Raw genomic sequence first — 23,472 nt, forward strand, 5'->3', positions numbered from 1 at the left:
GTTGCCGGTCGTGGCGAGGGTGGCCTCCGCACGGCTCAGGGCATCAGACCTCGCTGAAGGTCCGTCGGTAGGCGCCGGGCGTGGTGCCGAGGTACGCCCGGAACCGGCGCCGCAGGTTGACCGCCGACGTGAGACCGACTCGGGTGGCGATGGCTTCGACCGGCAGGTCGGTCTGCTCCAGGAGAGCCCGTGCCGCGTCGAGCCGCTGGCCGAGCAGCCAGTGTCCGGGGCTGGTGCCGAGCTGTTCGGTGAACCGGCGGGCGAGCGTTCGGCTGGACAGCCCAGCACGCTCGGCGAGCCGGTCGAGGGTCAGTGGGGTGTCGAGGCGGGACGCCGCCCACTCGAGCAGCGGCGCCAGCGACCCGTCCGCCCTGGCCGGCGCCGGCTGGGTGGCGTACTGGAGCTGGCTGCCCTCCCGGTGCGGCGGCAGGACCATGTTCCGGGCGACCTGGGCAGCGTAGGCCGCCCCGTGGTCGGATCGAACGAGATGCAGGCACAGGTCGATCCCGGCGCCGGACCCGGCACTGGTCGCCACGTCGCCATGGTCGACATAGAGCACGTCCTCGTCCACCTGGACCTCTGGAAAGCTCGCGGCGAGCCGGGCCGCGTTACGCCAGTGGGTGGTGGCACGGCGGCCGTCGAGCAGTCCGGCCTGTGCGAGGACGAACGCTCCGGTACAGATGGCGACGATCCGTGCTCCGTGCCGGTGGGCCGCCTGCAGCGCCTCGATGACGGCCGGCGCCGCAGGGTCCCCGGGCGGCTGCCAGCCGGGGACGACCACGGTGTCCGCTTCCTGCAGGGCTTCCAGCCCGGCGTCGACCAGCACCGAGTAGCCGATCGTGGTCCGCAGCGCACCGGGGCGCTCGGCGCAGATCCGGAAGCTGTAGCGACCGGGGACACCCGGCAGGGCGGTGTCGAAGACCTCGGCGGCGCAGGAGAGCTCGAAGGGTGACTGCGGCTCGTTGAGGAGGGCGACCACTCGGTGCAGGTTCACTCGGTGCAGGTCCGGCTGAGGCAGGTTGGTTCGACGCAGCTCCATGGCAGAAAGATACCCAAGGATGTCTTTCTTGACACTGGGCTGCGCCGTCCGTCCCGGCCACGGTGGTCCCATGAGCGAAACCACGGAGACGAAGATGCTGAGGAAAAGCGTCCAGGTCGACGGCGAGGCCGCCAGCTACCTGACCGTCGAGCGGGACGGCCCGCCCGTCCTCCTGCTGCACGGGACGTACTGGAGCCGGGTCTGGCTCCCGGTGCTGGGCCGGCTCGCCGAGGCGGGGTTCCGTCCCATCGCCGTCGACCTCCCCGGACTGGGCCGCTCAGGCGGAGAGCTCACCCCGGAGACGGCCACCGTGCCGGCCCTCGCCGGCTGGGTGACCCGGTTCGTGTCCGCGCTCGGGGTCTCCGGGCCGATCGCGCTGGCCGGACATGACATCGGCGGCGCCATCGCGCAGCGCCTCCTCGTCCACGAGCTGCTGGAGGTTTCGCGGTTCGCCCTGGTCAACTCGGTCACGTACGACTCCTGGCCGGTGCCCAGCGTGGCCCGGTTCCGGGACCCCGAGGTCGTCGCCGCGACCACCGGCGCCGAGATTCTCGACGCTCGCCGGCACACCGTGACAGGTGCGCTGGCCGGTGCCGCCACCGAGCCGCTCGTCGCGGAGTACCTGGACCCGTGGACCGACGCGCGGGTCCGCCGCTCCTGGATGGCCCTGGCGGGCGCGGCCGACAGTCGCTACACCCTTGAGCTGACTCCCGCGCTGCAGCGGTCCACGACGCCCAAGCTGCTCGTCTGGGGCGAGGACGACGCCTTCCAGAAGGTGGAGTACGCCGAACGGTTCGCCGCGGAGATCCCGCACACCACGCTCCTCCGCATCCCGGATGCGGGCCACATCCCTACAGAGAACGCCCCCGAACGGATCGGCCGGGCGCTGGCCGAGTTCTTCCTGGCGTAGAGCGGGCGGCGGCACAGAAAGTCCTGTTCAGGGCTGAGGGGCGAGCAGCTCCTGCGGGACGAGCCGGGCGCCGTCGACCCCGGCGAGCAGCAACGGATCGATCAGCTCACCGGTGCGCAGCACGCTGATCGTCCCGGAGGGTTCCAGCACCGCGATCGCGACCTCCCGGGGATGGCGGATGCCGGCCTGGCGGAGCTTCGCGGCGAGCTCGCTCGGCACGACGTGGCAGCGTCGGAGGTTGCGCGTCAGCACGGTCTCGCCCGCCATGAGGAGCATGGGGCGTGTGGTGACCGCACGGGCGCCCCATCCGCGGGTACGCACGAGCCCCACGGCGGCCTGGCAGGCGGCCAAGGTGGCCAGCGCGACGAGACCGCCGACCAGCCGGGGGGCCTCGCCGAGCGCCGCACGCCCGAGGACGGAACCGATGCCGATGATGGCCGCGAGGTCGAACGTCGACAGCCCGGCGAGCATGCGCTGGCCCAGCAGGCGGACCAGCACGACGAGCGCCCCGTACATCCCGGCCGTGGCGATGGCGACGGCGGCGGCCTCGAGCGGCGTGATTCCGAGAAGTTCTTCCACGCGGGCGATTGTCACGTACCGGGGCCCGGCGGGGTGACGCTGTCCGTCGTCACAGGCCGGTGCAGACCTGCGAGCCGGCCCGCAGCGCCGTCAGACGCCCGCCGGCGGCCACACTCCGATGATCACGGCGATGACCAGGATCGTGACCAGCTCGTGCCCCAGGTTGAGGATGGTGAGCGCGGCCGGGCGACCCTCGAAGGCGTCGTGCACGGCGAAGCGCGCGACGGTGAACCCGATCCAGAGCAGGACGGCGGTGACGATCGCGGCCATGAGGAAGGTGCCCTCGTAGAACTCCCACGAGATGTAGGCGGCGCCGGCGAGCACCCACGCGGTCACGAAGCCACCCAGGACCGCCACGACGGACGGCCAGACGGTCGGCTGGTTCGGAGACTTCGGGCCGACCCTCGTCAGCTCGGTCCAGCGGCCGCCGAACACCTTGGGCGTGTACCAGACGGCGCCCACGACCACCGTCGACACCGTGGCGACGATGACTGCCCAGTAGTTCACCTCGGGGATCATCCGTGCTCCCGGTCTGTGGGGACTGCTCGTTCGCAACCGCGATGAATTGCGCTCTACGCTGGCATCATGGCAGCCCTCATCGCCCCGAGCATCCTGTCCGCCGACTTCGCGAACCTGGAGCGCGACCTCGGCCGGATCGCCGATGCCGACTACGCGCACGTCGACGTCATGGACAACCACTTCGTGCCGAACCTGACGCTGGGACTGCCGATCTTCGAGCGCCTCGCGAAGGTGTCGCCGATCCCGCTCGACGCGCACCTCATGATCGAGAACCCGGACCGGTGGGCACCCGCGTTCGCCGAGGCCGGGGCGGCGTCGGTCACCTTCCACGCCGAGGCGGCGCAGGCGCCGGTGCGCCTGGCCCGGGAGCTGCGGAAGCTGGGGGCGCGGGCCGGCGTCGCGCTGCGCCCGGCGACGCCGGTGGAGCCGTACCTGGACCTGCTCACCGAGATCGACATGATCCTGGTGATGACGGTAGAGCCCGGGTTCGGTGGACAGTCGTTCATCGAGGGGACGCTGCCCAAGATCCGGCGCGCACGCGAGGCCGTCAGCGAGTCCGGGCTGGACGTCTGGATCCAGGTCGACGGGGGAGTCTCCCGCGACACCATCGAGCGGGCGGCCGACGCCGGCGCGAACGTCTTCGTCGCGGGCTCGGCGGTGTACGGGGCCGAGGACGTCCCCGCCGAGATCGCGACGCTGCGCGAGCTGGCGTCCCGGCACGCCCACTGACGCGACCGCTCGCTTCGGCACGCCCGCGTCCGCCGTGCGGAGAACACGATAAAAAGTGTGCCAAGCGGGCCTTCCGCCCCACACCGTCCAGCAGACACCGCGCCAACCGCCCCGATGCCGAGGGCCCACCTCGTACTTTCGCCTGATCCGCCGGCCACCCCGCCCTCGTAGCATGTGGCCGTGTCCACCATCCGCGCGGTCTGGGACGAGCCACGTCCCGCCGTCCCGCCCGCGTGGGTCTGGCGCGACGGCGTGTTCGTCGCCGCCGTGGTCACCGCGGCGATGCTCGAGGGAGCGCTGCGCCCGGACGTGCCCGGACGTTGGCTGCAAGCGGCCGTCGTCGTGCTCCTCACGCCGACTCTGCTGTGGCGCCGTACGTACCCGGCACAGATGCTCGCGGTCGGGCTCGCCGTCACCACGGTGCCGAGCGTGCTCCTGGGCCGCGACGTGGACCTCGTCAGCTACGCGTTCACGCTCGCCCTGCCGTACGCGCTGGCCCGGTGGGGGAGCGGCCGCGCCATGGTGCTGGGCGGCGCCGCGGCCCTCGCGATCGTGGGCCTCCGGACGGTGCTCGCGGCCGGGACGCTCGCGGACGCGGGCGGCGCTGTCCTGTTCTACGGTGCGGCGTTCTCGATCGGCCTCGCCGTGCGCTACCGCGCCGGTGCTCGCCGGCGGGAGCGCGAGCAGATGGTGCTGCTGGAGCGGGAACGGCTGGCCCGGGACCTGCACGACGTCGTCGGGCACCACGTCTCGGCCGTCGCCGTGCGGGCGCAGGCAGGGCTCGCGATGTCCCGGACCGACCCGGACGCCGCCACGGACGCGCTGCGCGTGATCGAGGAGCAGGCCTCCCGCGCGCTGGCCGAGATGCGCACCCTGGTGCGCGGCCTCCGCTCGGACGAGCTACGTGGCGGCGGGCCGGACGCGGATGAGCCGCCCGACCTCGCCCCCGGGCCGGTCCTGGCCGACGTCGAGGAGCTCGCCGACCCCTCCTTCCCGCCCGTCGAGGTGGACCTGACGGGAGACCCGTCCCGCGTCCCGGCCGCCGTCGGCGGCGCGGTGCGGCGCATCGCGCAGGAGTCGGTCACGAACGCCCGCCGCCATGCCCGCGGCGCCACCGGGATCACCGTCCTGGTCGAGGTCGGCGCGACGGCCGTCCGGCTCCGCGTGTCCGACGACGGTGCCCCGCAGGCCGCCCGGCCGGCACGTGCCGGGTACGGGCTGGCCGGGATGCGCGAGCGCGCCGCGCTGCTGGGCGGCACGCTCGCCGCCGGGCCGGCCGCACCGGGCGGTTGGACCGTCGAGGCGGAGCTCCCGCTGTCGGCCGGACGCGGGCCGGAGCGCACTGCGTCCGCGAACCCGCCCGCATGAGGCCCGGGGGTGGCCCAGAGGGCCGGGGCGCCGGCTGGGAGCACGCGGCGGAGCACATCCGGGTGCTGGTCGCGGACGACCAGGAGATCGTGCGTACGGGGCTCAGCATGATTCTCGGGGCCCAGGACGGTATCGAGGTGGTCGGCGAGGCGGCGGACGGCGCCGACGCCATCGAGCTCGCGCAGCGGCTCCGCCCCGACGTCTGCCTGCTCGACATCCGGATGCCCGGCCTGGACGGCATCCAGGCGACCCGGCTGCTGGCCGGGCCCGACGTCGCGGAGCCCCTCGCCGTGGTCGTGATCACCACGTTCGATCTCGACGAGTACGTGTACGCGGCCCTGCGGGCGGGGGCCCGCGGCTTCCTGCTCAAGGACGCGGGGCCCGCGCTCCTGGCCCAGGCGGTGCGTGCCGCCGCGCGGGGTGACGCCCTCATCGCGCCGAGCATCACGACCCGCCTGCTCAGCGCGTTCGCCGACGCGGGACCGACGGCCGTGCCGGCGCAGCCGCTCGATCCACTGACGGCGCGCGAGGAGGAGGTGCTCCTGGCGGTCGCCCGCGGGCGGACCAACACCGAGATCGCGCACGAGCTGTACGTGACGCTCAGCACGGTCAAGTCGCACGTGGCGAACCTGATGGCCAAGGTGGGCGCGCGCAACCGGGTCGAGATGGCCCTCTGGGCGTACGACACCGGGCGCGTGCGGCCGGGCCGCCGCTGACGTCGTCCTTTCGGCCAGGCCGGGAACCGGCCGCCCGGCCGATGACGGGCGGGTACCCGGCCACGCAGGCTCTACGCATGACGACGACCAAGGCGAGAACCCCGCGGGCCCGGACCGGACGTAGCGAGTGGCTGGTGCCCGCCGGGCTGCTCCTGCTGACCATCATCCCGTCGCTCGGTGGCGCGGCGCGCGTCACCGAGCTGGCGTCGGATCCCGTCCTCACCGCCGAGAACGCGCGGTTCGTGACGCAGCCCGTGCCGGTCCTGGTGCACATCGTGTGCGCGACCCTGTACGGCGTGCTGGGTGCGTTCCAGTTCGTGCCCCGGCTGCGGCGGAACGGCTGGCACCGGCTGGCCGGCCGGGTCGTCGCCGTCACCGGGCTCGGCGTGGCGCTGACCGGTCTCTGGATGACCGCGTTCTACGACCTGCCGGACAAGGACACGGTGGTCGTCAACGGGGTGCGCTACGTGGTCGGCGTGGTGATGGCGGTGTCCCTGGTCCTGGGGGTGCGGGCGGCGCTGCGCCGCGACCTCGTGGCACACCCGGCCTGGATGATGCGGGCGTACGCGCTGGCCATGGGGGCCGGCACCCAGGCGCTGCTGCTGGGGCCGTACATGCTCCTCGTCGACGCGCCCGCGCCGGTGCCGGTCACGGTGCTCATGACCGCCGCATGGGTGATCAACGCGGCGGTCGCCGAGTGGGTGATCCGCCGTCGCCGGGTGCCCGCGCGCGTGTGACGCACACCATGCCGGTGGCCTGCCGAGTTGTGGCATGCTGGCAAGCAGCAGTACGCACACACGTGCTCCGGGGTCGGTGCAATTCCGAGCCGGCGGTGACAGTCCGCGACCCGCGTCCTCCGTGAGGAGGGCCGGTTGATCTGGTGGAACTCCAGGACCGACGGTGAAAGTCCGGATGGGAGGAAGCACGTGCGGCGCCGCCGTCCCCTGGGGCGGCCACGCCGTGACGTCGTGCGCGCGGGCAGGGCCGGACGGCCCCGTCCGCGTACCCGTCGTCCACCCCGAGCGCCGAAGCTCGGGGAGGACAGCATGACTGAGGCACCGCAAGGCAGCGCCGCGGGGTACGCGCCGGTGCGCGCCGTACCCACCGCCGTCGAGGCCGCGATGCGCCGCGCACTCCTGCTGGCCGCGCAGGGCCCCGCACACGGCCCGAACCCGCGCGTCGGCTGCGTGCTCCTGGACCCGGACGGTCGCACCGTCGCCGAGGGGTTCCACCGGGGCGCGGGCACACCGCACGCCGAGGCGGCGGCGCTGGCCGCCGCCCGTTCCCGCGGTGTCGACCCCCGCGGGACGACGGCGGTGGTGACGCTCGAGCCGTGCGCCCATCACGGCCGGACCGGGCCGTGCGCCGACGCCCTGATCGACGCCGGCGTCACCGCCGTGCACCTGGCGGTCCGCGACCCGAACCCGCTCGCGACGGGCGGCGTGGCCCGGTTGCGTGCGGCGGGGATCGACGTGTCCACCGGGATCCTCGCGGACGAGGGCCAGGAGCTGCTGCGACCGTGGCTGCACGCGGTCCGGACCGGCCGGCCCTACGTGACCCTGAAGCTCGCGACCAGCCTCGACGGCCGGGTCGCCGCGGCGGACGGGACGAGCCGCTGGATCACCGGCCCGCAGGCGCGCGCCCACGCCCACACGGTCCGTGCGCAGGTCGACGCGATAGCGGTCGGCACGGGGACCGCCCTGGCCGACGACCCGTCGCTTACGGCACGCACCCTCGACGGCGGCCTCTTCGAGCACCAGCCGCTCCGAGTGGTGCTCGGCCGCCGCGGGGTGCCCGACGACGCCCGCCTGCGCGGGACCGGGGGCGCGTTGCTGCACCTGCCCGAGCACGACGTCGACACCGCACTCGCGCGGCTCGCGGAACGCGAGGTGCGCCACCTGCTCGTGGAGGGCGGCCCCACGCTGGCGACCGCGCTGCTGGCCGCCGACGCCGTCGACGAGATCCACGCCTACGTCGCACCCGTGCTGCTGGGCGCGGGGGCGACGGTCGTCGGGGACCTCGGCATCAGCACGATCGGCGCCGCCGCGCGCTTCGCCACGCGCGACGTGACGCGGCTCGGCGACGACGTGCTGCTGGTCGCGCGCCGCGCGGAGCCCACCCAGAACCTTGCCCCGGGGTCCGACCCGGGGCCGTCACCGGACGCCCGGAGCGCCCAGCCACGCCAGAACGGCCGGCCCGGCCGGCCCACCCAGGAGGAGATCTGATGTTCACCGGAATCATCGAGGAGCTCGGCTCCGTCGTCGCGCTCGCCCGGCCCGGCGGTGGTGACGGCTCCGACGCCCTGCTGACCGTCGCGGGCCCGCTCGCCGCGTCCGACGCCCGCCCGGGCGACTCGATCGCCGTCGACGGGGTGTGCCTCACGGTCACCTCGGTGACGGACGGCACCTTCGTGGCCGAGGTGATGCCGGAGACATTGCGGCGCAGCTCGCTCGGCGGCCTCCGCCCGGGTGCGCCGGTCAACCTGGAGCGGGCCCTGCCCGCCGACGGCCGGCTGGGCGGACACGTGGTCCAGGGGCACGTCGACGGCGTCGCGACGCTGCGGGCACGTACGCCCGGCCCGCGCTGGGACGACCTCGAGCTCGCCGCACCCGCCGCACTGACCCGGTACGTCGCGGAGAAGGGCTCGGTGGCCCTCTCGGGGGTCTCGCTCACCGTGACCTGGGTGTCGGACGACGGTTTCGGCGTGTCGCTCATCCCGACGACGCTCGCCGCCACGACGCTCGGCCGGCTCACGCCGGGCGACCCGGTCAACGTCGAGGTGGACGTGCTCGCGAAGTACGTCGAGCGGTTGCTGGCGGTGGGCGCGGTGTCCGGTGCGGTGCCGGCCGCGGAGGTCGCACGATGAGCGCGGGCGGCACGGTGCACGCGCTGGCAGCGCCGGCGGCCGCGCCGGGCACCGGCCTCGTCGAGCAGGCTCTCGCCGAGCTCGCCGCGGGCCGGCCGGTCCTGGTCGCCGACGACGCGGGCCGGGAGAACGAGGTGGACGTGGTGCTCGCGGCGAGCACGGCGACGGCCGAGTGGGTGGGCTGGACGGTGCGGCACTCGTCCGGGTACCTGTGCGCACCCATGCCCGCGCACCGCGCGGACGCGCTGGAGCTGCCCCTGATGGTGGAGCGGAGCGAGGACCCCAGGGCCACGGCCTACACGGTGTCGGTGGACGCCGCGGTCGGTGTGACCACGGGGATCTCCGGCGCCGACCGGGCTCGGACCCTGCGAGTGCTGGGCGACCCGGCGTCGGGCGCGCGGGACCTGATCCGTCCGGGGCACGTGCTGCCCCTGCGCGCCCGGCCGGGCGGTGTGCTGGAGCGTGCGGGGCACACCGAGGCCGCGGTGGACCTGGTGCGGCTCGCGGGCGGTCCCGGTCAGGTCCTGGGTGAGGTGGGCGCGATCGCCGAGCTCGTGCGGGACGACGGTGCCGTGCTGCGCCTGTCCGACGCGCGGGTGCTGGCCGCGGAGGCCGGTCTCGTGGTGCTGACGGTCGCCGACCTGGTGGCGTGGCGCCGGGCGCACGACCCCGGGCCGACGGTCGACGGTGCGGGCCCCGGCGATGTGGGATCCGGCGCCCCGGTCTCACGGGTGCACCGGGTGGCGGAGGCGTCGTTGCCGACCCGGCACGGAGACTTCCGGGTCGTGGCGTACCGCGACCTGCGTTCGGGCGCGGAGCACCTGGCGCTGATCCCGGTGGTCCCGTCGGGACCGCGGGGCGGGAGCGCAGGCCGCGGGTCCCTGGTGCGGGTGCACTCCGAGTGCCTGACCGGGGACGCCCTGGGATCGCTGCGCTGTGACTGCGGCCCGCAGCTGGAGGCGTCGCTGGCGGCCGTGGCCGCCGAGGGCGGCGCCGTGGTGTACCTGCGCGGTCACGAGGGCCGGGGCATCGGCCTCGCGGCGAAGATCCAGGCGTACGCGCTGCAGGACGGCGGCCGGGACACGGTCGAGGCGAACGTGGACCTGGGGCTGCCGGTGGACGCGCGCGAGTACGGCGCTGCGGCGGCGATGCTGGCCGACCTCGGGATCGACGGCGTGACCCTGCTGACGAACAACCCGGAGAAGGTGTCGGGTCTGCGCGCGGCGGGCACGGCGGTCGTCGGCCGGCGCGCCCTGGTGGTGGGCCGCGGCGTGCACAACCACCGCTACCTGGAGACCAAGCGCACGGTCATGGGCCACCGCATCGCGACGCCGGACGTGACCGAGCCGCCCGGACCGACCGGGTCGGCCGTTTCGAACGACCTGACCATGAACGAGGACGAAGGAGCATGCGCATGAGCGGCGCTGGAGCACCGAAGGTGACCGTGGACGGGACCGGCCTGCGGGTCGTCGTGGTCGCGGCGAGCTGGCACGAGCAGGTGATGGACGGCCTGCTGGCCGGGGCGCGCAGGGCACTGGGGGAGTCGGGTGCGGCCTGGACGGAGATCCGGGTGCCCGGTTCGTTCGAGCTGCCGGTCGCCGCGGCGCGCGCGGCCGCCGGGGGAGCGGACGCCGTGGTCGCCCTGGGGGTGGTGATCCGGGGCGGGACGCCGCACTTCGAGTACGTGTGCGCGGCCGCGACGTCGGGCCTGACGGACGTGAGCGTGCGCACCGGCGTCCCCGTCGGGTTCGGGCTGCTGACGTGCGACGACGAGGCGCAGGCGCTGGACCGGGCCGGCCTGGAGGGTTCCCACGAGGACAAGGGGGCCGAGGCCGCCGAGGCGGCCGTCGCCACGGCGGTCACCCTGCGCGGCCTGGTGCCGGTGCCGGAGTGAGACGCGCCGGATAGTGGTATCGTCCTGCATTAATAGTGTGCCAAGCGGGTGAGCACCGTCCGGACAGCTCCGCGAGAACCGAACCCGGCCCGGAGAAAAGGCCCGGCGCCCTGCAAGAACCAGGGCGCCGGCACATGTGCTGGGTATGAGAACCTCACGTGCTCGACAGCCGGCGGGTCGCCCGGCGTCCGCGTCGCGACTGTTCGCGGCCGCCCTGGCGATCGCCGTGACCGGGGGCCTCGCGGGCTGCGCGACGGCCGGACCGGTGGGCGGGGGCGCATCGGTGGACGGCGAGCCGACGGGGGGCGGGCCGTCCGGTAGCGCGGAGTCCTCCGTTGCGCCGGAGGCGCCGGGGGTGGCGTGCGTCGACTGGGTCTCCTTCGGGACGCCCCGGGAGGCGGCCGCCCACGCCGGTGCCGTGCTCCTGGGGACGGTGGTGGAGCGTGCGGGCACTGTCGAGCTCTTCGGCGTCGACGCGAACCGCTGGGTGGTCGAGGTCGAGCAGGTGCTGGAGCGCCCGGAACCCCCGCGGGACGGCGGGGAGCCACCGCCCGAGCTGCCGGTGTCGGCAGGGGACCGGGTGCCGGTCGTGTCCACGCCGGAGACGTGCACCGACGGTGGCGCCTATCCGGAGGGCGACCCGCTCGACCCGGCGACGGGCCTCGCGGGCGAGGACGGTGCCGTGATCGTCATGCTGTCGGGTGCGTGGGGCGACGAGGCTCCGGAGGGGGTGGAGGACCCCTCCCTGATCACGCCGTACCAGGGCGTCGTGCCGCCGGCGCCCGGCGGCACGCTGCCGGCAAAGTGGCCCGTGCCATAGCCGGACATGGCCAGTACGTGGGACGGCGGCGGGTAGTGCCCCCGATGCCCGACTAGGCTGGGCCCGTGAAGACCTTCGAGACCCTGTTCGCCGAGCTGACCGAGAAGGCCGAGACCCGTCCGGCGGGCTCCGGGACCGTGGCCCAGCTGGATGCCGGCGTCCATGCGATCGGCAAGAAGGTCGTGGAGGAGGCCGCCGAGGTGTGGATGGCCGCCGAGTACCAGTCGGACGGCGAGACCGCGGAGGAGATCTCCCAGCTCCTCTACCACCTGCAGGTACTGATGGTCGCCAAGGGCCTGACCCTCGAGGACGTGTACACGCATCTGTGACCCGGCCTCGGCCCGACCGCCCACCCCGTGGTCGGAGAGCCGAGAGAACCGGGTTCCACGGATCCGACGTACCCCAGAGAGGAATCACCACATGCTGCGCATCGCCGTCCCCAACAAGGGTGCCCTGTCCGGCCCCGCCTCCGAGATGCTGCGCGAGGCGGGCTACCGCCAGCGCCGCGACACCCGCGAGCTCGTGCTCGCCGACCCCGAGAACGACGTCGAGTTCTTCTTCCTGCGTCCGCGCGACGTCGCGGTCTACGTGGGTACCGGAACCGTCGACGTCGGGATCACCGGTCGTGACCTGATGCTCGACTCCGGCGCTGAGGCGGTCGAGCACCTCGGTCTCGGGTTCGCCCGGTCCACGTTCCGGTTCGCGGCGCCCGCCGGTCCGGGCGCGACCGACCCGGTGACCGAGGTGAGCCAGATCGCGGGGCGGCGCGTGGCGTCGTCGTACACCACGCTCGTGGCCCAGCACCTGGCCAAGCAGGGCATCGAGGCTGCCGCGATCGTGCACCTGGACGGCGCCGTCGAGTCGAGCGTGCGGCTCGGCGTCGCGGACGTGATCGCCGACGTCGTGGAGACCGGAACCACGCTGCGGGCCGCGGGCCTCGAGGTCTTCGGCGACCCCATCCTGCGCTCGGAGGCCGTGCTGATCCGGCAGGCCGACGCCGAGGAGCCGGCGGGCCTGCACATCCTGACGCGGCGGCTGGAGGGCGTGATCACGGCCCGGGAGTACGTGCTCATGGACTACGTGGTGTCCGCGGGTCGGCTCGAGCGCGCGGTGGCGATCACGCCGGGCAAGGAATCGCCGACGGTCTCGGCGCAGCACCACAGCGACGCCTGTGCGGTACGCGTCATGGTGCCGCGCAGCGAGACCAACCAGATCATGGACGCGCTGTACGACATCGGTGCGCGCGCCATCATCGTGACGTCGATCCACGCCTCTCGGCTGTAGGCCTCATGGGCGGGGAGACAGGCAGCGCCGCCTCCGGTTCCGGCCGGGGCCGCTTCCGCACCTTCCGGGGCCGCTTCGGCACGCCCACGGCGTACGGGCTGGCGCTGCTCGTCGCCGGGGGCTGCACGTTCGTCGCCCTGGCGGCCAACACCGCGGACACCCCGAACCGGGTGGCGATGATCGTGTTCGGACTGGTGGCCGCCGTCATCGCCTGGCGGTTCGGTGCGGTGCGTGCCGTGCCCGACCCGTCCGGCCTCACCGTGGTGAACTACGCCACGAGCCGCCGGCTGGACTGGGCCGAGATCGTCACCGTGCGGTTCGGCCCGAACGACCCGTGGGTGCACCTCGACCTGGCCGACGGCGACGTGCTGGCCGTCATGGGCATCCAGCGCGCCGACGGCGAGCACGGTATGGCGGAGGCCCGCCGCCTGGTGGCGCTCATCGAGGAGCTGGGCGAGGCCAGCGAGCCCGACCCGCGCGAGCCCGGCCAGACGTAGCCTCGCGGCTCCTGCCCCGGACAGCAAGAACGGCGGTCGAGCTCACCGAGACCAGGTCTCGGTGAGCTCGACCGCCGTCGTCGTACGACCGCTCGTCGGGCGTCAGCCGGGGTCAGCGGCTGCTGCGCGCCTCCCAGTGGGCGGTGCTGCGGCCACGGGGGCCACGCTCGCCGTCCGGGCGGCGGTGGTCGCCACCGGAGCGGGGCGCCCGGTCACGGTCGCCACCCGTACGTGCCGGTCCGCGGTCGAGCGTGATGCGCAGCGGCTTGCCGGCCACGCGGGCACGGGCCAGGCGGTCGAGCGCGTCGTTGTCGAGCGGCGCGATGATGTCCACCAGCGAGAAGCTGCCGAAGATGTCGATCTTGCCGACGTCGGCGCCCGTGATGCCGCCCTCGCCCGTCAGCGCACCGACGATCCCGCCCGGCTGCACGCCGTGCGTGTGCCCGACGGCGATGCGGTAGCGCGTGCCACGGGCCGGACGGCGGATGCCGCGCTCGCCCTCGGAACGGCCCCGCGGGGACCGGTCCTGGCGGTCGCCGTCACGGGAGCTGCGACGGGCGGCGGCCGACTTGGCCTCGCTCCGCTCGCGCTCGTACTCCTCCTGCTCCGCACGGGCGCGGGGGCCGTCGTCACCGACCGCGAGCGCCGCGATGGCGGCTGCGACGTCGATGGGGTCGACGTCGTTCTCCTGGGTGTAGGTGCGGATGAGGTCGGTGTACATGTCGAGGCGTCCGGCTTCGCGGCGGGTGGCGACCTTGCCGAGGGTGCGCTTGACCTGGTGGGCGGAGACGTCCTTGGGGGAGGGGATCTCGATTTCTTCGAGTGTGGCGCGGATGGTGCGTTCGATGCTGCGGAGCTTGCCGCGCTCGTGGGGGGTGACGAAGGTGAGTGCTTCGCCGGTGCGTCCGGCGCGGCCGGTGCGGCCGATGCGGTGGACGTAGGCCTCGGGTTCGCCGGGGACGTCGAAGTTGACGACGAGTCCGATGCGGTCGACGTCGAGGCCGCGGGCTGCGACGTCGGTGGCGACGAGGACGTCGAGGGCGCCGGAGCGGAGTCGTTCGACGATCTTCTCGCGTTCCTTCTGGGCGACGTCGCCGGAGATGGTGGCAGCGGAGATGCCCTTTTCGATGAGGGCGGAGCCGACGTCTTCTGCTGCGCCGCGGGTGCGGGTGAAGACGATGGCGGCGTCGGCGTCGGAGGTGGCGAGGACGCGGGCGAGGGAGCCGACCTTGTGGCGGAAGGGGACGACGGCGTAGGTCTGGCGGACCGAGGTGACGGTGGAGGCCTGCCGGGTGACGGCGATCTGCACGGGGTCGGTCATGTGGTGGTCGGCGACCTTGCGGATGGCCGGGGGCATGGTCGCGGAGAAGAGGGCGACCTGGCGCTTGGTGGGTGCCTGGCCGAAGATCTCCTCGACGTCTTCGGCGAAGCCCATGCGGAGCATCTCGTCGGCCTCGTCGAGGACGAGGAAGCGGATGTCGTCGAGCTTGAGGGCGCCGCGGTCGAGGTGGTCCTTGATGCGGCCGGGGGTGCCGACGACGACGTGGACGCCGTCGCGCAGGGCGCGCTGCTGGGGGATGTAGGGGGCGCCGCCGTAGACGGGCAGGACGCGGACGTCGTCGAGCTCGGTCGCGAAGGACTCGATGGCGTCGGCGACCTGCATGGCGAGCTCGCGGGTGGGGGCCAGGACGAGGGCCTGGACCTTGCGGAGCTTGGGGTCGATGGCGGCGAGCAGCGGGAGGCCGAACGCGGCGGTCTTGCCGGTGCCGGTCTGGGCGACGCCGGTGATGTCGCGGCCGGCGAGCAGCTCGGGGATGGCGCGCGCCTGGATGGCGGAGGGGGTGACGAAGCCGAGCTTGTCGACGGCTGCCATCAGCTGCGCGGGGAGGCCGAGGCTGGCGAAGGTCGGGCCGGTGGGCTCGGGCGTGGTGGCCGGTTCCGGGGTGGTTGCCTCGGTGGCGGGCGCCTCGGGCGTGGCCTCGGTGGTGGCCTCGGTGGTGGCGGCCTCGGGGGTCGCCTGGTCGCCGGTGTCGGCGATGGCCTGCTCGGTGTCCTGCTGGGCAGGCGCGATCAGGTCATGGGTGTCGATAGACATGCAGTGCTGCACCGTTCGTCGTCGCGGGCGGAGTCAGGGCCGAGGTGAGGGCCCTCGCGTCGCTCGCTCCCGAAACACCTTCCCCGCAGCCAGGGCTGCGGGCCTGCCTCGCACGTTGTGTGCACACACGGGAAGACGACGAACTCCAAGGGGATGTGTCACCACCCTATCGGCTGCTGGGGGCTTCGGCACAGACGTTCGGGGCGTGACGTGCAGCACGGGGGTGATGTTGTGGGTGGTGAGCGGGGTGGTCGGGGGCGTGGGCGGCGTGCCAGTGCGGATACGCAACGGCCGCCACGTAGGATGGCGGCCGAGACCAACCGGCGTGAGCGAGGGCGGTGCGCGTGTCTAGTGGGGCGGAGATGAGCTCCCGGGTCCTGACCGTGCCCAACGTGATCAGCCTGGTGCGGCTGGCGCTCGTGCCGGTCTTCGCCGTGCTGATCTTCCTGGGCGAGGACGGTTGGGCGTTGCTCGTGCTCGCGGTCTCGGGTGTGTCGGACTGGCTGGACGGTGTGTTGGCCCGTCGCCTGAACCAGGTCACCCGGCTGGGGCAGGTGCTGGACCCGTTCGCCGACCGTCTGTTCATCTTCGTGACACTGATCGGCCTGGCGTGGCGCGAGGTGGTCCCGCTGTGGCTCGTGGGGGCGATCGTGGCGCGTGACGTGCTGCTGGCGCTGACGGTGCCGGTGCTGGCCCGTCTCGGGTACGGCACGCTGAACGTGACCCTGGTGGGCAAGGTGGCGACGTTCGCCCTGTTGTACGCGTTCCCGTTGTTGCTGCTCGCGGAGGTTCCGGGCTGGGTCGGTGCGGCCGCCCATGTGGTGGGCTGGGCCTTCACCTGGTGGGGCGTGGGCCTGTACTGGCTGGCGGGCCTGCAGTACGTGGCCCAGGTGCGGCGCCTGGCGGCCGGGCATGACGGCACCCGGGCCGACGGTGGACGCGGCGGGCCGCCGCCCGGACGAGTCGATGACCCTTCTGCGCGAGGTCACGGAGCGTCCGCTGGACCCCGGGTACGCGCAGATGGCTCAGCGGCGTGCGGCGGGGGAGGTCACGGCGCGGCGCGGCGGTGCGAGCGTGGTCACGTGGCTGCTGGTGGCGGTGCTGCTGGGCGCGGTGACGACGATCGCGGTGCGCGACCTGCGAGCGCCGCAGCCGTCGGTGTCGCGGGGGCGCGCGGTGCTGATGGAGCAGATCCAGGAGCGCAGTGCTGCGGTGGAGGCGTTGTCGCGGCGGTCGGTGGAGCTCGGTGCCGAGGTGGAGGGGCTGCGTGCTGGTGGGTTGTTGCCTTCGGCGTTGGTGGAGGTCAACGAGCTGGACCGGTGGGTGGGTGGTGCGGTGCCGGTGCGGGGTCCTGGGATGGTGGTGCGGTTGACCGATGGTTCGGGTGGTGGGCTGGTGGAGCCGGGGGACGCGCCGGCGGAGTCGCGGGTGCGGGACGCGGACGTGCAGTTCGTCGTCAACGAGCTGTGGGCGGCGGGTGCGGAGGCGGTGGCGGTGAACGACGAGCGGTTGACGTCGTTGTCGGCGATCCGGAACGCGGGTGACGCGATCCTGGTGGATCTGCAGCCGTTGAACGGGCCGACGTACACGATCGAGGCGGTGGGGGACCCGGATGACATGCAGGTCGAGTTCGCGCGGTCGGCGGGGTTGGGTTTCTTGCAGCTGCTGAGTGCGGAGTACGGCATCGAGAACGAGGTGACCACGAGCGAGGGGATGTACCTGCCGGGTGCGGGCTCCCCGACGCTGCGCTATGCGCGCACAACGGAGGACCGATCCGAGGAGGACAACGGATGATCGCGATCGTCGGGCTCGTGGTGGGGGTGGTGGCCGGGCTGGTGCTGCAGCCGACCGTCCCGCTGATGCTGCAGCCGTATCTGCCGATCGCGGTGGTGGCGGCGCTGGATGCCCTGTTCGGGGGGCTGCGGGCGATGCTCGACGGGTTGTTCGACGACAAGGTGTTCCTGGTGTCGTTCCTGTCGAACGTGGTGGTGGCGGCGTTCATCGTGTTCCTCGGTGACCAGCTCGGTGTGGGTGGTCAGCTGTCGACGGCCGTTGTGGTGGTGCTGGGTATCCGCATCTTTTCGAACGCCGCGTCGATCCGTCGGCACATCTTCAAGGCGTGAGCATGGACGACGAGCGTGACGGCGCCCCGGAGGGGGCCGAGGACCGGCCGGTGTCGGGCTGGCGGCGGGTGGCGCGGCTGCTGCGGCCGCGTGGCACGCGTTCGGAGCTGCTGACGGGCCTGCTGTGCCTGCTGCTGGGGTTCGCCCTGGCGGTCCAGGTGGGGCAGTCGACGGGCGACCAGCTCAGCAGCCTGCGTCAGGACGAGCTGGTACGGCTGCTGGACGAGGTGACGCAACGGGCGGACCAGCTCGACGCGGAGGTCGCCAACCTGGAGGACATCCGGGACGAGCTGCGCTCCGAGGACGGTCGCGACCAGGCGGCGCGGGACCTGGCGCAGCAGCGTGCCGAGCAGGAGGGCATCCTCTCGGGCCGGCTGCCCGCCCACGGGCCGGGGGTGCAGATCCACGTCGAGGACGGGGACCGGCCGCTGGAGGCGCAGGTCCTGTTCAACCTGCTGGAGGAGCTGCGCAACGCGGGCGCCGAGGCGATCGAGGTCAACGGGGTCCGGCTGGTCACGACGAGCTACTTCGTCGACTCGGGTGGTGGTGTCGTGCTGGACGGGTCGGCCATCGTGTCCCCGTACGAGTGGACGGCGATCGGGGACCCGGAGACGATCGACCGTGCGCTCGAGATCCCCGGGGGTGCGCTGCCGCGGATCCGGGAGGAGGGCGGGGAGGCGACGACGACGGTCTCCGACCAGGTCAGGGTAGATGCGCTGCGGATCCCGGCCGAGCCGAAGCACGCCGAACCGGTCGAGGAGGAGTGACCCCCGCCACGTTCCGGGCCCGGATTCGGGCCGTGGTGGCGCGTGCTGTGGAAACTGGCATGCGGAACCGCCGTGACGTGGGTAGTTTTATCCGGGTTGGTTCCCCACCGTGGTTCCCGCGCCCATCTCGATCGGGGTAGGTTGAGTGGAACCCGGACACGGTCCCAGCCGTTGTCCGAAGCGTAGTGACCCGCACATCGACCACCGCACCCGAGGAGACCTGATGACGGACCCCAGCGCCCATCCGGTCGGGCCCGATACCACGGCCAACCTGGGTCGCATCGCGTTCCCGACCTCCGACGAGCAGGCGCCCCGCACGGCGCTCAGCCCGGAGGAAGCCGCCGCCGTCGCCGCGCTGCCGCGGCACTCCGCACTGCTCATCGTGCAGCGCGGACCCGGGTTCGGTGCCCGGTTCCTGCTGGACACCGGCCGGTCGGTCGCCGGCCGCAGCGAGCAGGCCGACATCTTCCTGGACGACGTCACCGTGTCCCGCAAGCACGCCGAGTTCGTGCGCGAGGGCGACTCGTTCGTCGTGCGCGACATCGGCTCCCTGAACGGCACCTACGTCAACCGCGGCCGCATCGACGCCGCCACCCTGGTCACCGGCGACGAGGTGCAGATCGGCAAGTTCCGCCTGACCTTCCACGCCAGCCCGCAGTCGCCGGCGCAGTGGGGCGCGGGGACGCCGGCCCCGTGACGAGCGGCGCCGCGCGCGACCACCACGGGGTCCACGGCACCTCCGTCCCGCGCCACGACCGAGCTCAGGACACCGAGCACGGCCCCGACCAGGACGACCTCGACGCGCCCTGGCCCCGCGGCATCTCCCGCCAGGCCACCATGCGCATCAGCGACGTCCTGCGCGCGCTGGGCACGGAGTTCCCCTCCGTGTCGCACTCCAAGCTCCGCTTCCTCGAGGAGCAGGGACTGATCGAGCCCGTCCGCACACCGTCGGGGTACCGCCAGTACAGCCAGGCCGACGTCGAACGCCTGCGGTTCGTCCTGACCGAGCAGCGCGACAGCTACATGCCGCTGAAGGTCATCAAGGAACGCCTCGCCACGATGGACGCCGACCCCGACTCGGCCGAGCACCCCGCACCCCGCCTGGCCGGCGTCGCCGCACCCGCCCGCCGCCGCTGGACCGCCCAGTCGGTGGCCGAGGCCGCCGGCGTCACCGACGAGTTCGTGCAGGACCTGGCCCGTGCCGGCCTCCTGCCCGCATCGGGCAGCACGTTCGGGTCGGGCGCCGTCGAGGTCGCCCGCATCGCGGGCGCCCTGGCCGAGTTCGGCATCGAGCCACGCCACCTGCGCTCCTTCCGCACCTCCGCGGACCGGCAGGTCGCCCTCGTGGACCAGGTCGTCGCACCACTGCGCAGCCAGCAGGCCAGCGCGGCCCACGGGCGCGCCGCGAGCATGGCCAGCGACATGGGGGAGCTGTTCACCCGCCTGCACGCCGCCTGGGTCCGCCAGGGCATCGACGACCTGGGCTGACACCGCCGCACCGCACCACGCCCGCGCGAGAAATCACCCGCCGGCTGCCGCCCCGGGGCCCGTCCGTGACCAGGAACTTGTCCCGAGCGCGCGACGAGTGGCCGCGAGTAGCCGTACGGTGAAAGCGTGAGGCCGGACGACGTGCCGATGGTCCCCGTAGAGATCCTCGGCGTTCGACAGCAGCAACGCGATCAGGAGATCGTCGTTCTGCTGCTGGACAGTGCCGCCGACCTGGCCATCCCGATCGTCATCGGCGCACGCGAGGCCAGCGCCATCGCCATGGCCCAGGCAGGCCTGGCCACACCCCGCCCCATGACCCACGACCTCCTGCGCGACGTGCTCGGCGCCGTCGGCGTCACGCTCGAACGCGTCGAGATCGTCGCCCTCGAAGGCGGCATCTACTTCGCCGAGCTCGTCCTGAGCAACGGCGTCCACCTCGACTCCCGGGCCTCCGACGCCATCGCCCTGGCCGTACGCACCGGCAGCCCCGTCCTGTGCTCCGCCGAGATCGTCGCCCTGGCCGGCGTCGAGATCGTCGACGTCGACCAGCAGGCCGAGGTCGAACGGTTCCGCGACTTCCTGGACCACGTCACCCCCGAGGACTTCCTCGGACCACCCGGCGGCGGCACCCAGGGCGGCGGCGGCCGAACCGGCTGAAAGCGGACCAACTCGCGACACGCCGGGGCCTTTCACGGCGCGCATCTTTGAAATCACCTTCGACGCGCCATAGCGTGGCCACGACACCCCAGGAGGCACAGTGAACACCAGCGGTGAGAGAGCCACACGCGCTACGGTCCCGCACGGCGCGCAGGGTCTCCTCTTCGGTGAGGACCTGACGGAGCAGGACGCCACGACCGGCTACCGAGGCACCACGGCGTGCCACATCGCCGGCATCACCTACCGCCAGCTCGACTACTGGGCACGCACCGGGCTCGTGGAGCCCAGCATCAAACCGGCCACCGGCTCCGGCACCCACCGGCTCTACAGCTTCCGCGACATCCTCGTGCTCAAGGTGGTCAAGCGCCTCCTCGACACCGGAGTCTCCCTGCAGCAGATCCGCACCGCCGTCACCGCACTGCGCGAACGCGGCGTCGACGACCTGGCGCAGATCACCCTCATGTCCGACGGCGCGAGCGTGTACGAGTGCACCTCACCCGACGAGGTCGTCGACCTCGTCGCCGGCGGCCAGGGCGTGTTCGGCATCGCCGTCGGGCGGGTGTGGCGCGAGATCGAGGGCACCCTGGCCCAGATGCCCACCGAGACCCTCGAACAGGGCGAGCCCGGCGACGTCCCCGTCGTCGAGGGCGACGAGCTCGCGCAGCGCCGGGCAGCCAGGACCGCCGGCTGACCCGGCCACCACCACGCCGGCAGGCGTAACCTGCCAGCATGCAGCTCACCTACCACGGTCACGCGTGCGTCGGCCTCACCCTGCCCGACGGCGACACCCTCGTCATCGACCCCGGATCCTTCAGCGACACCGAGGCCGCACTGCGCCGCGCGACCGCCGTCCTGATCACGCACGACCACGCCGACCACCTGGACACCGACGCCGTGCTGAGGCATCTTCGCACCGCCCCCGACACCCACGTGTGGGGCCCGCGCTCCGCCCTGGACGATCTGACCGCCGCCGGTGCGCCCGCCGACCGCGTGCACGAGGTCAACCCCGGTGACGTCCTGGACATCGCCGGCACCCACGTCACCGTCGGCGGCGGAACCCACGCCGAGATCCACCCCGACGCCCCCCGGCTCGCCACGAACGTCACCTACCAGGTCGCGACGTCCGGGCGCACGGTCTACCACCCCGGCGACTCCTACACCGCCCCCGAGGCGCTGCCCGACGGCGGCCTGGACGTCCTGCTGGTGCCGGTCTCCGGACCGTGGGTCAAGCTGGCCCACGCCATCGACTTCGCACGGACGGTCCCCGCGGCTGTCGTCGTACCGATCCACGACGCACCGCTGTCCGAGGTGGGCCACACCCTGACCGCACGGTGGCTCGACACCGCACGCCTCGGCGGGCAGTACGACTACACCCGGCTGTCCGTGGGGGAGTCGCTCACCGCCTGACCCGGCCCCGCCCGCACCACCCCCACGGGTGAAATCCGCTATGTCTTGGTTGCGGGGTTTGCGGCATGTGCCGCCGATGGGCGACGCTGTGCCCGTGGCAGAGGAAGAGATCGAACAGGCAACCAACCTCGCCGTCACGCTCGGGTGGGTCGCCCTCGCGGTCACCGTCGCGTTCTTCGCCGTGATGCTGGCCTCCAAGGTGGTGCGGTACGCCGCACGGAGCCACGAGACGGTGCGGGAGATCGCGGTACGGCTGCGCAAGCCCGCCCACGCCACGTTCATGGTCCTGGGCATGTGGATCGCGGTGTGGTCGACCGCCAACCGGGGCGACCACTGGTTCCCCGTGCTGGAGCACGTGGTGGCCGTGTCGGTGATCCTCAGCTCCGCCTGGATGGTCGCCACCATCGCACTGGTCATCGAGGACCGGGCACTGCACCGGGTCGGCCACAGCATGGAGGGCCGGCACGCCCGCCGGCTGCGCACCCAGATCATGGTCGTGCGCCGCCTGACCATGGGGCTCGTGGCGGTCGTGGCGTGCGCCGCCGTGCTCTTCACGTTCCCGGAGGCCCGTGCGGCCAGCGCGAGCCTGCTGGCGTCCGCGGGCGTGCTGTCCGTGGTCGCGGCCCTGGCGGCGCAGTCGTCGCTCGGCAACGTGTTCGCCGGGCTGCAGATCGCGTTCAGCGACGCGGTACGGGTGGGCGACGTCGTCGTCGTCGAGGGCGAGTGGGGCACGATCGAGGACATCACCCTCGCGTACGTCGTGGTGGCGATCTGGGACGAGCGCAAGCTGATCCTGCCGTGCACCTACTTCACGTCGACACCGTACGAGAACTGGACCCGCACGTCGTCGGAGGTGATGGGCACCGTCGAGGTCGACGTGGACTTCCGGGCACCGCTCGAACCCATGCGGACCGAGCTGCGGCGCCTCGTGGTCGAGTCACCGTTGTGGGACGGGCGCGTGGTGAGCCTGCAGGTCACCTCGGCGGTGCAGGGGACGGTGCGGGCCCGCGCGACGATCAGCGCCGCCGACAGCTCCGCGTTGTGGAACCTGCAGTGCCTGGTGCGCGAGGGACTGGTGACCTGGCTGCAGCGCGAGGCACCCGACGCGCTGCCCCGCACCCGCTGGGAGCACGGTGCGGCGCACCACCCCGTGCTGCGCACCGCGGCCGAGGCCGCCGTCTGACCGCAGGGGATCGCAGCGGAGGTTCACAGCAGAGGATTACCGCAGGCTTCTACAGCAGAGGGCGCAGCGGGATCAGGAGGTACTCCCCGATCTTGGCGAGCGCGCCACGTTCCTCCCACTGGGCGAGCGTGAGCTCCTGCGCGTTGGACAGGTCCATGGCGAAGACGTCCTCCATGCGGCCGGCGAGCCCGGGGTCGACGATCTCGAGGTTGACCTCGTAGTTGCCCGTCAGGCTGAGCCGGTCGATGTTCGCGGTGCCGATGGTGGTCCAGCGGCGGTCGATGGTCGCCGTCTTGGCGTGCACCATGGCGCCCTGGTACAGGAAGATGCGTACCCCGCCGCGCAGCAGGGAGGCGTACTGGCCGCGCGCGAGCCAGTCGGCCACGACGTGGTTGGAGCGGTGCGGGACCAGCACCCGGACGTCGACACCCCCGCGCGGCCGCGGCGAGCAGCGCGGCATGGATGTCGTGGTCCGGGATGAAGTACGCCTGCGTGATGTACACGTGGTGCGTGGCCCGGTCGATCGCGTCC

27 protein-coding genes, 1 pseudogene and 1 riboswitch are annotated in these 23,472 nt (G+C 73.1%); of the genes and pseudogenes, 23 read left to right on the forward strand and 5 right to left on the reverse strand.

Annotated features, from left to right (window positions below):
• Positions 1-43: 43 nt before the first annotated feature.
• Positions 44-1,039: a GlxA family transcriptional regulator gene (locus tag ACFSL2_RS04240; protein WP_377196643.1), complete on the reverse strand. Its 996-nt coding sequence runs from the start codon at positions 1,037-1,039 to the stop codon at positions 44-46.
• 70 nt (positions 1,040-1,109) lie between these two features.
• On the opposite strand from ACFSL2_RS04240, the gene ACFSL2_RS04245 reads away from it, so the two are divergent.
• A complete protein-coding gene (locus ACFSL2_RS04245; RefSeq protein ID WP_377196644.1) occupies positions 1,110-1,949 on the forward strand; it encodes an alpha/beta fold hydrolase in 840 nt (279 codons plus the stop codon).
• A gap of 27 nt (positions 1,950-1,976) precedes the next feature.
• Here ACFSL2_RS04245 and ACFSL2_RS04250 read toward each other — a convergent pair whose 3' ends face one another.
• Both ACFSL2_RS04250 and ACFSL2_RS04255 read right to left on the reverse strand, forming a co-directional pair.
• Positions 1,977-2,528, reverse strand: coding sequence for a DUF421 domain-containing protein (locus tag ACFSL2_RS04250; protein ID WP_377196645.1), 552 nt, complete (start codon positions 2,526-2,528; stop codon positions 1,977-1,979).
• Between the two features lie 90 nt (positions 2,529-2,618).
• Positions 2,619-3,047: a DUF1761 domain-containing protein gene (locus ACFSL2_RS04255; RefSeq protein ID WP_377196646.1), complete on the reverse strand. Its 429-nt coding sequence runs from the start codon at positions 3,045-3,047 to the stop codon at positions 2,619-2,621.
• Between the two features lie 66 nt (positions 3,048-3,113).
• Here ACFSL2_RS04255 and rpe point away from each other — a divergent pair, with 66 nt between their 5' ends.
• The 12 genes from rpe (at position 3,114) to ACFSL2_RS04315 (ending at position 13,221) form a co-directional block, all read left to right on the forward strand.
• Positions 3,114-3,776 carry a ribulose-phosphate 3-epimerase gene (gene rpe, locus ACFSL2_RS04260; protein ID WP_377196647.1) on the forward strand — a complete coding sequence of 221 codons (663 nt, stop codon included), beginning with the start codon at positions 3,114-3,116 and terminating at the stop codon, positions 3,774-3,776.
• A gap of 180 nt (positions 3,777-3,956) precedes the next feature.
• Complete coding sequence (locus ACFSL2_RS04265) at positions 3,957-5,144, forward strand: sensor histidine kinase (protein ID WP_377196648.1); 1,188 nt, start codon at positions 3,957-3,959, stop codon at positions 5,142-5,144.
• On the forward strand, positions 5,141-5,860 hold the full coding sequence (locus ACFSL2_RS04270; protein ID WP_377196649.1) for a response regulator: 720 nt from the start codon (positions 5,141-5,143) through the stop codon (positions 5,858-5,860). Before ACFSL2_RS04265 ends, ACFSL2_RS04270 begins: the two co-directional genes overlap by 4 nt.
• A 77-nt stretch (positions 5,861-5,937) precedes the next feature.
• A complete protein-coding gene (locus tag ACFSL2_RS04275) occupies positions 5,938-6,597 on the forward strand; it encodes a DUF2306 domain-containing protein (RefSeq protein ID WP_377196650.1) in 660 nt (219 codons plus the stop codon).
• Between the two features lie 58 nt (positions 6,598-6,655).
• A riboswitch (FMN riboswitch) is annotated at positions 6,656-6,790 on the forward strand.
• Positions 6,791-6,906: 116 nt separating this feature from the next.
• Positions 6,907-8,085 (forward strand): bifunctional diaminohydroxyphosphoribosylaminopyrimidine deaminase/5-amino-6-(5-phosphoribosylamino)uracil reductase RibD, encoded by a 1,179-nt coding sequence (ribD, locus tag ACFSL2_RS04280; protein ID WP_377196651.1) that lies wholly within the window; start codon positions 6,907-6,909, stop codon positions 8,083-8,085.
• Positions 8,085-8,726 (forward strand): riboflavin synthase, encoded by a 642-nt coding sequence (locus tag ACFSL2_RS04285; protein ID WP_377196652.1) that lies wholly within the window; start codon positions 8,085-8,087, stop codon positions 8,724-8,726. The genes ribD and ACFSL2_RS04285 overlap by 1 nt, the downstream gene beginning before the upstream one ends.
• Positions 8,723-10,144, forward strand: coding sequence for a GTP cyclohydrolase II (ribA, locus tag ACFSL2_RS04290; protein WP_377196653.1), 1,422 nt, complete (start codon positions 8,723-8,725; stop codon positions 10,142-10,144). The genes ACFSL2_RS04285 and ribA overlap by 4 nt, the downstream gene beginning before the upstream one ends.
• The gene (ribH, locus tag ACFSL2_RS04295) at positions 10,141-10,620 is read left to right on the forward strand and encodes a 6,7-dimethyl-8-ribityllumazine synthase (RefSeq protein ID WP_377196654.1); all 480 of its coding nucleotides are present in this window, start codon (positions 10,141-10,143) and stop codon (positions 10,618-10,620) included. Before ribA ends, ribH begins: the two co-directional genes overlap by 4 nt.
• A 145-nt stretch (positions 10,621-10,765) precedes the next feature.
• A complete protein-coding gene (locus ACFSL2_RS04300; protein ID WP_377196655.1) occupies positions 10,766-11,440 on the forward strand; it encodes a hypothetical protein in 675 nt (224 codons plus the stop codon).
• A 65-nt stretch (positions 11,441-11,505) separates the two neighbouring features.
• Positions 11,506-11,769 (forward strand): phosphoribosyl-ATP diphosphatase, encoded by a 264-nt coding sequence (locus tag ACFSL2_RS04305; protein ID WP_377196656.1) that lies wholly within the window; start codon positions 11,506-11,508, stop codon positions 11,767-11,769.
• A 91-nt stretch (positions 11,770-11,860) separates the two neighbouring features.
• Positions 11,861-12,724 carry an ATP phosphoribosyltransferase gene (gene hisG, locus ACFSL2_RS04310; protein ID WP_377196657.1) on the forward strand — a complete coding sequence of 288 codons (864 nt, stop codon included), beginning with the start codon at positions 11,861-11,863 and terminating at the stop codon, positions 12,722-12,724.
• Positions 12,725-12,729: 5 nt separating this feature from the next.
• Positions 12,730-13,221, forward strand: a complete 492-nt coding sequence (locus ACFSL2_RS04315) for a PH domain-containing protein (protein WP_377196658.1) — start codon at positions 12,730-12,732, stop codon at positions 13,219-13,221.
• A 112-nt stretch (positions 13,222-13,333) separates the two neighbouring features.
• Here ACFSL2_RS04315 and ACFSL2_RS04320 read toward each other — a convergent pair whose 3' ends face one another.
• Positions 13,334-15,316 (reverse strand): DEAD/DEAH box helicase, encoded by a 1,983-nt coding sequence (locus ACFSL2_RS04320; protein ID WP_377196659.1) that lies wholly within the window; start codon positions 15,314-15,316, stop codon positions 13,334-13,336.
• A 362-nt stretch (positions 15,317-15,678) separates the two neighbouring features.
• On the opposite strand from ACFSL2_RS04320, the pseudogene ACFSL2_RS04325 reads away from it, so the two are divergent.
• From ACFSL2_RS04325 to ACFSL2_RS04370, 10 genes and pseudogenes are all read left to right on the forward strand, one after another.
• A pseudogene (locus ACFSL2_RS04325) lies at positions 15,679-16,224 on the forward strand (CDP-alcohol phosphatidyltransferase family protein); the annotation flags it as partial.
• A 4-nt stretch (positions 16,225-16,228) separates the two neighbouring features.
• The gene (locus ACFSL2_RS04330) at positions 16,229-17,110 is read left to right on the forward strand and encodes a DUF881 domain-containing protein (protein WP_377196660.1); all 882 of its coding nucleotides are present in this window, start codon (positions 16,229-16,231) and stop codon (positions 17,108-17,110) included.
• A complete protein-coding gene (locus ACFSL2_RS04335; RefSeq protein WP_357470753.1) occupies positions 17,107-17,439 on the forward strand; it encodes a small basic family protein in 333 nt (110 codons plus the stop codon). Before ACFSL2_RS04330 ends, ACFSL2_RS04335 begins: the two co-directional genes overlap by 4 nt.
• A 2-nt stretch (positions 17,440-17,441) precedes the next feature.
• Entirely contained in the window at positions 17,442-18,206 is a 765-nt protein-coding gene (locus ACFSL2_RS04340; RefSeq protein ID WP_377196661.1) for a DUF881 domain-containing protein, read from the forward strand.
• Positions 18,207-18,429: 223 nt separating this feature from the next.
• On the forward strand, positions 18,430-18,903 hold the full coding sequence (locus ACFSL2_RS04345; RefSeq protein ID WP_116675148.1) for an FHA domain-containing protein: 474 nt from the start codon (positions 18,430-18,432) through the stop codon (positions 18,901-18,903).
• On the forward strand, positions 18,900-19,694 hold the full coding sequence (ftsR, locus tag ACFSL2_RS04350; RefSeq protein ID WP_377196662.1) for a transcriptional regulator FtsR: 795 nt from the start codon (positions 18,900-18,902) through the stop codon (positions 19,692-19,694). Before ACFSL2_RS04345 ends, ftsR begins: the two co-directional genes overlap by 4 nt.
• Positions 19,695-19,841: 147 nt before the next feature.
• Positions 19,842-20,351, forward strand: a complete 510-nt coding sequence (locus ACFSL2_RS04355; protein ID WP_377200764.1) for a bifunctional nuclease family protein — start codon at positions 19,842-19,844, stop codon at positions 20,349-20,351.
• 100 nt (positions 20,352-20,451) lie between these two features.
• Positions 20,452-21,042 carry a MerR family transcriptional regulator gene (locus ACFSL2_RS04360; protein ID WP_377196663.1) on the forward strand — a complete coding sequence of 197 codons (591 nt, stop codon included), beginning with the start codon at positions 20,452-20,454 and terminating at the stop codon, positions 21,040-21,042.
• Positions 21,043-21,080: 38 nt separating this feature from the next.
• Complete coding sequence (locus ACFSL2_RS04365) at positions 21,081-21,758, forward strand: MBL fold metallo-hydrolase (RefSeq protein WP_377196664.1); 678 nt, start codon at positions 21,081-21,083, stop codon at positions 21,756-21,758.
• 94 nt (positions 21,759-21,852) lie between these two features.
• Positions 21,853-22,941, forward strand: coding sequence for a mechanosensitive ion channel family protein (locus ACFSL2_RS04370; RefSeq protein WP_377196665.1), 1,089 nt, complete (start codon positions 21,853-21,855; stop codon positions 22,939-22,941).
• Positions 22,942-22,990: 49 nt separating this feature from the next.
• On the opposite strand, the gene ACFSL2_RS04375 is transcribed toward ACFSL2_RS04370, so the two are convergent.
• Complete coding sequence (locus ACFSL2_RS04375) at positions 22,991-23,401, reverse strand: phospholipase D-like domain-containing protein (protein WP_377196666.1); 411 nt, start codon at positions 23,399-23,401, stop codon at positions 22,991-22,993.
• Between the last annotated feature and the right edge of the window lie 71 nt (positions 23,402-23,472).

Source organism: Promicromonospora aerolata (assembly GCF_042682255.1).
GTDB lineage: Bacteria > Actinomycetota > Actinomycetes > Actinomycetales > Cellulomonadaceae > Promicromonospora > Promicromonospora aerolata.

Coding starts and splice junctions, on each gene's coding strand:
- ACFSL2_RS04330 (WP_377196660.1), top strand. CDS start 16,229: ATGACGGCACCCGGGCCGACGGTGGACGCGGCGGGCCGCCGCCCGGAC.
- ACFSL2_RS04335 (WP_357470753.1), top strand. CDS start 17,107: ATGATCGCGATCGTCGGGCTCGTGGTGGGGGTGGTGGCCGGGCTGGTG.
- ACFSL2_RS04340 (WP_377196661.1), top strand. CDS start 17,442: ATGGACGACGAGCGTGACGGCGCCCCGGAGGGGGCCGAGGACCGGCCG.
- ACFSL2_RS04320 (WP_377196659.1), bottom strand. CDS start 15,316: ATGTCTATCGACACCCATGACCTGATCGCGCCTGCCCAGCAGGACACC.
- ribH (WP_377196654.1), top strand. CDS start 10,141: ATGAGCGGCGCTGGAGCACCGAAGGTGACCGTGGACGGGACCGGCCTG.
- ACFSL2_RS04245 (WP_377196644.1), top strand. CDS start 1,110: ATGAGCGAAACCACGGAGACGAAGATGCTGAGGAAAAGCGTCCAGGTC.
- ACFSL2_RS04345 (WP_116675148.1), top strand. CDS start 18,430: ATGACGGACCCCAGCGCCCATCCGGTCGGGCCCGATACCACGGCCAAC.
- ribA (WP_377196653.1), top strand. CDS start 8,723: ATGAGCGCGGGCGGCACGGTGCACGCGCTGGCAGCGCCGGCGGCCGCG.
- ACFSL2_RS04355 (WP_377200764.1), top strand. CDS start 19,842: ATGGTCCCCGTAGAGATCCTCGGCGTTCGACAGCAGCAACGCGATCAG.
- ACFSL2_RS04275 (WP_377196650.1), top strand. CDS start 5,938: ATGACGACGACCAAGGCGAGAACCCCGCGGGCCCGGACCGGACGTAGC.
- ribD (WP_377196651.1), top strand. CDS start 6,907: ATGACTGAGGCACCGCAAGGCAGCGCCGCGGGGTACGCGCCGGTGCGC.
- hisG (WP_377196657.1), top strand. CDS start 11,861: ATGCTGCGCATCGCCGTCCCCAACAAGGGTGCCCTGTCCGGCCCCGCC.
- rpe (WP_377196647.1), top strand. CDS start 3,114: ATGGCAGCCCTCATCGCCCCGAGCATCCTGTCCGCCGACTTCGCGAAC.
- ACFSL2_RS04240 (WP_377196643.1), bottom strand. CDS start 1,039: ATGGAGCTGCGTCGAACCAACCTGCCTCAGCCGGACCTGCACCGAGTG.
- ACFSL2_RS04270 (WP_377196649.1), top strand. CDS start 5,141: ATGAGGCCCGGGGGTGGCCCAGAGGGCCGGGGCGCCGGCTGGGAGCAC.
- ACFSL2_RS04300 (WP_377196655.1), top strand. CDS start 10,766: ATGAGAACCTCACGTGCTCGACAGCCGGCGGGTCGCCCGGCGTCCGCG.
- ACFSL2_RS04315 (WP_377196658.1), top strand. CDS start 12,730: ATGGGCGGGGAGACAGGCAGCGCCGCCTCCGGTTCCGGCCGGGGCCGC.
- ACFSL2_RS04365 (WP_377196664.1), top strand. CDS start 21,081: ATGCAGCTCACCTACCACGGTCACGCGTGCGTCGGCCTCACCCTGCCC.
- ACFSL2_RS04375 (WP_377196666.1), bottom strand. CDS start 23,401: ATGCCGCGCTGCTCGCCGCGGCCGCGCGGGGGTGTCGACGTCCGGGTG.
- ACFSL2_RS04255 (WP_377196646.1), bottom strand. CDS start 3,047: ATGATCCCCGAGGTGAACTACTGGGCAGTCATCGTCGCCACGGTGTCG.
- ACFSL2_RS04285 (WP_377196652.1), top strand. CDS start 8,085: ATGTTCACCGGAATCATCGAGGAGCTCGGCTCCGTCGTCGCGCTCGCC.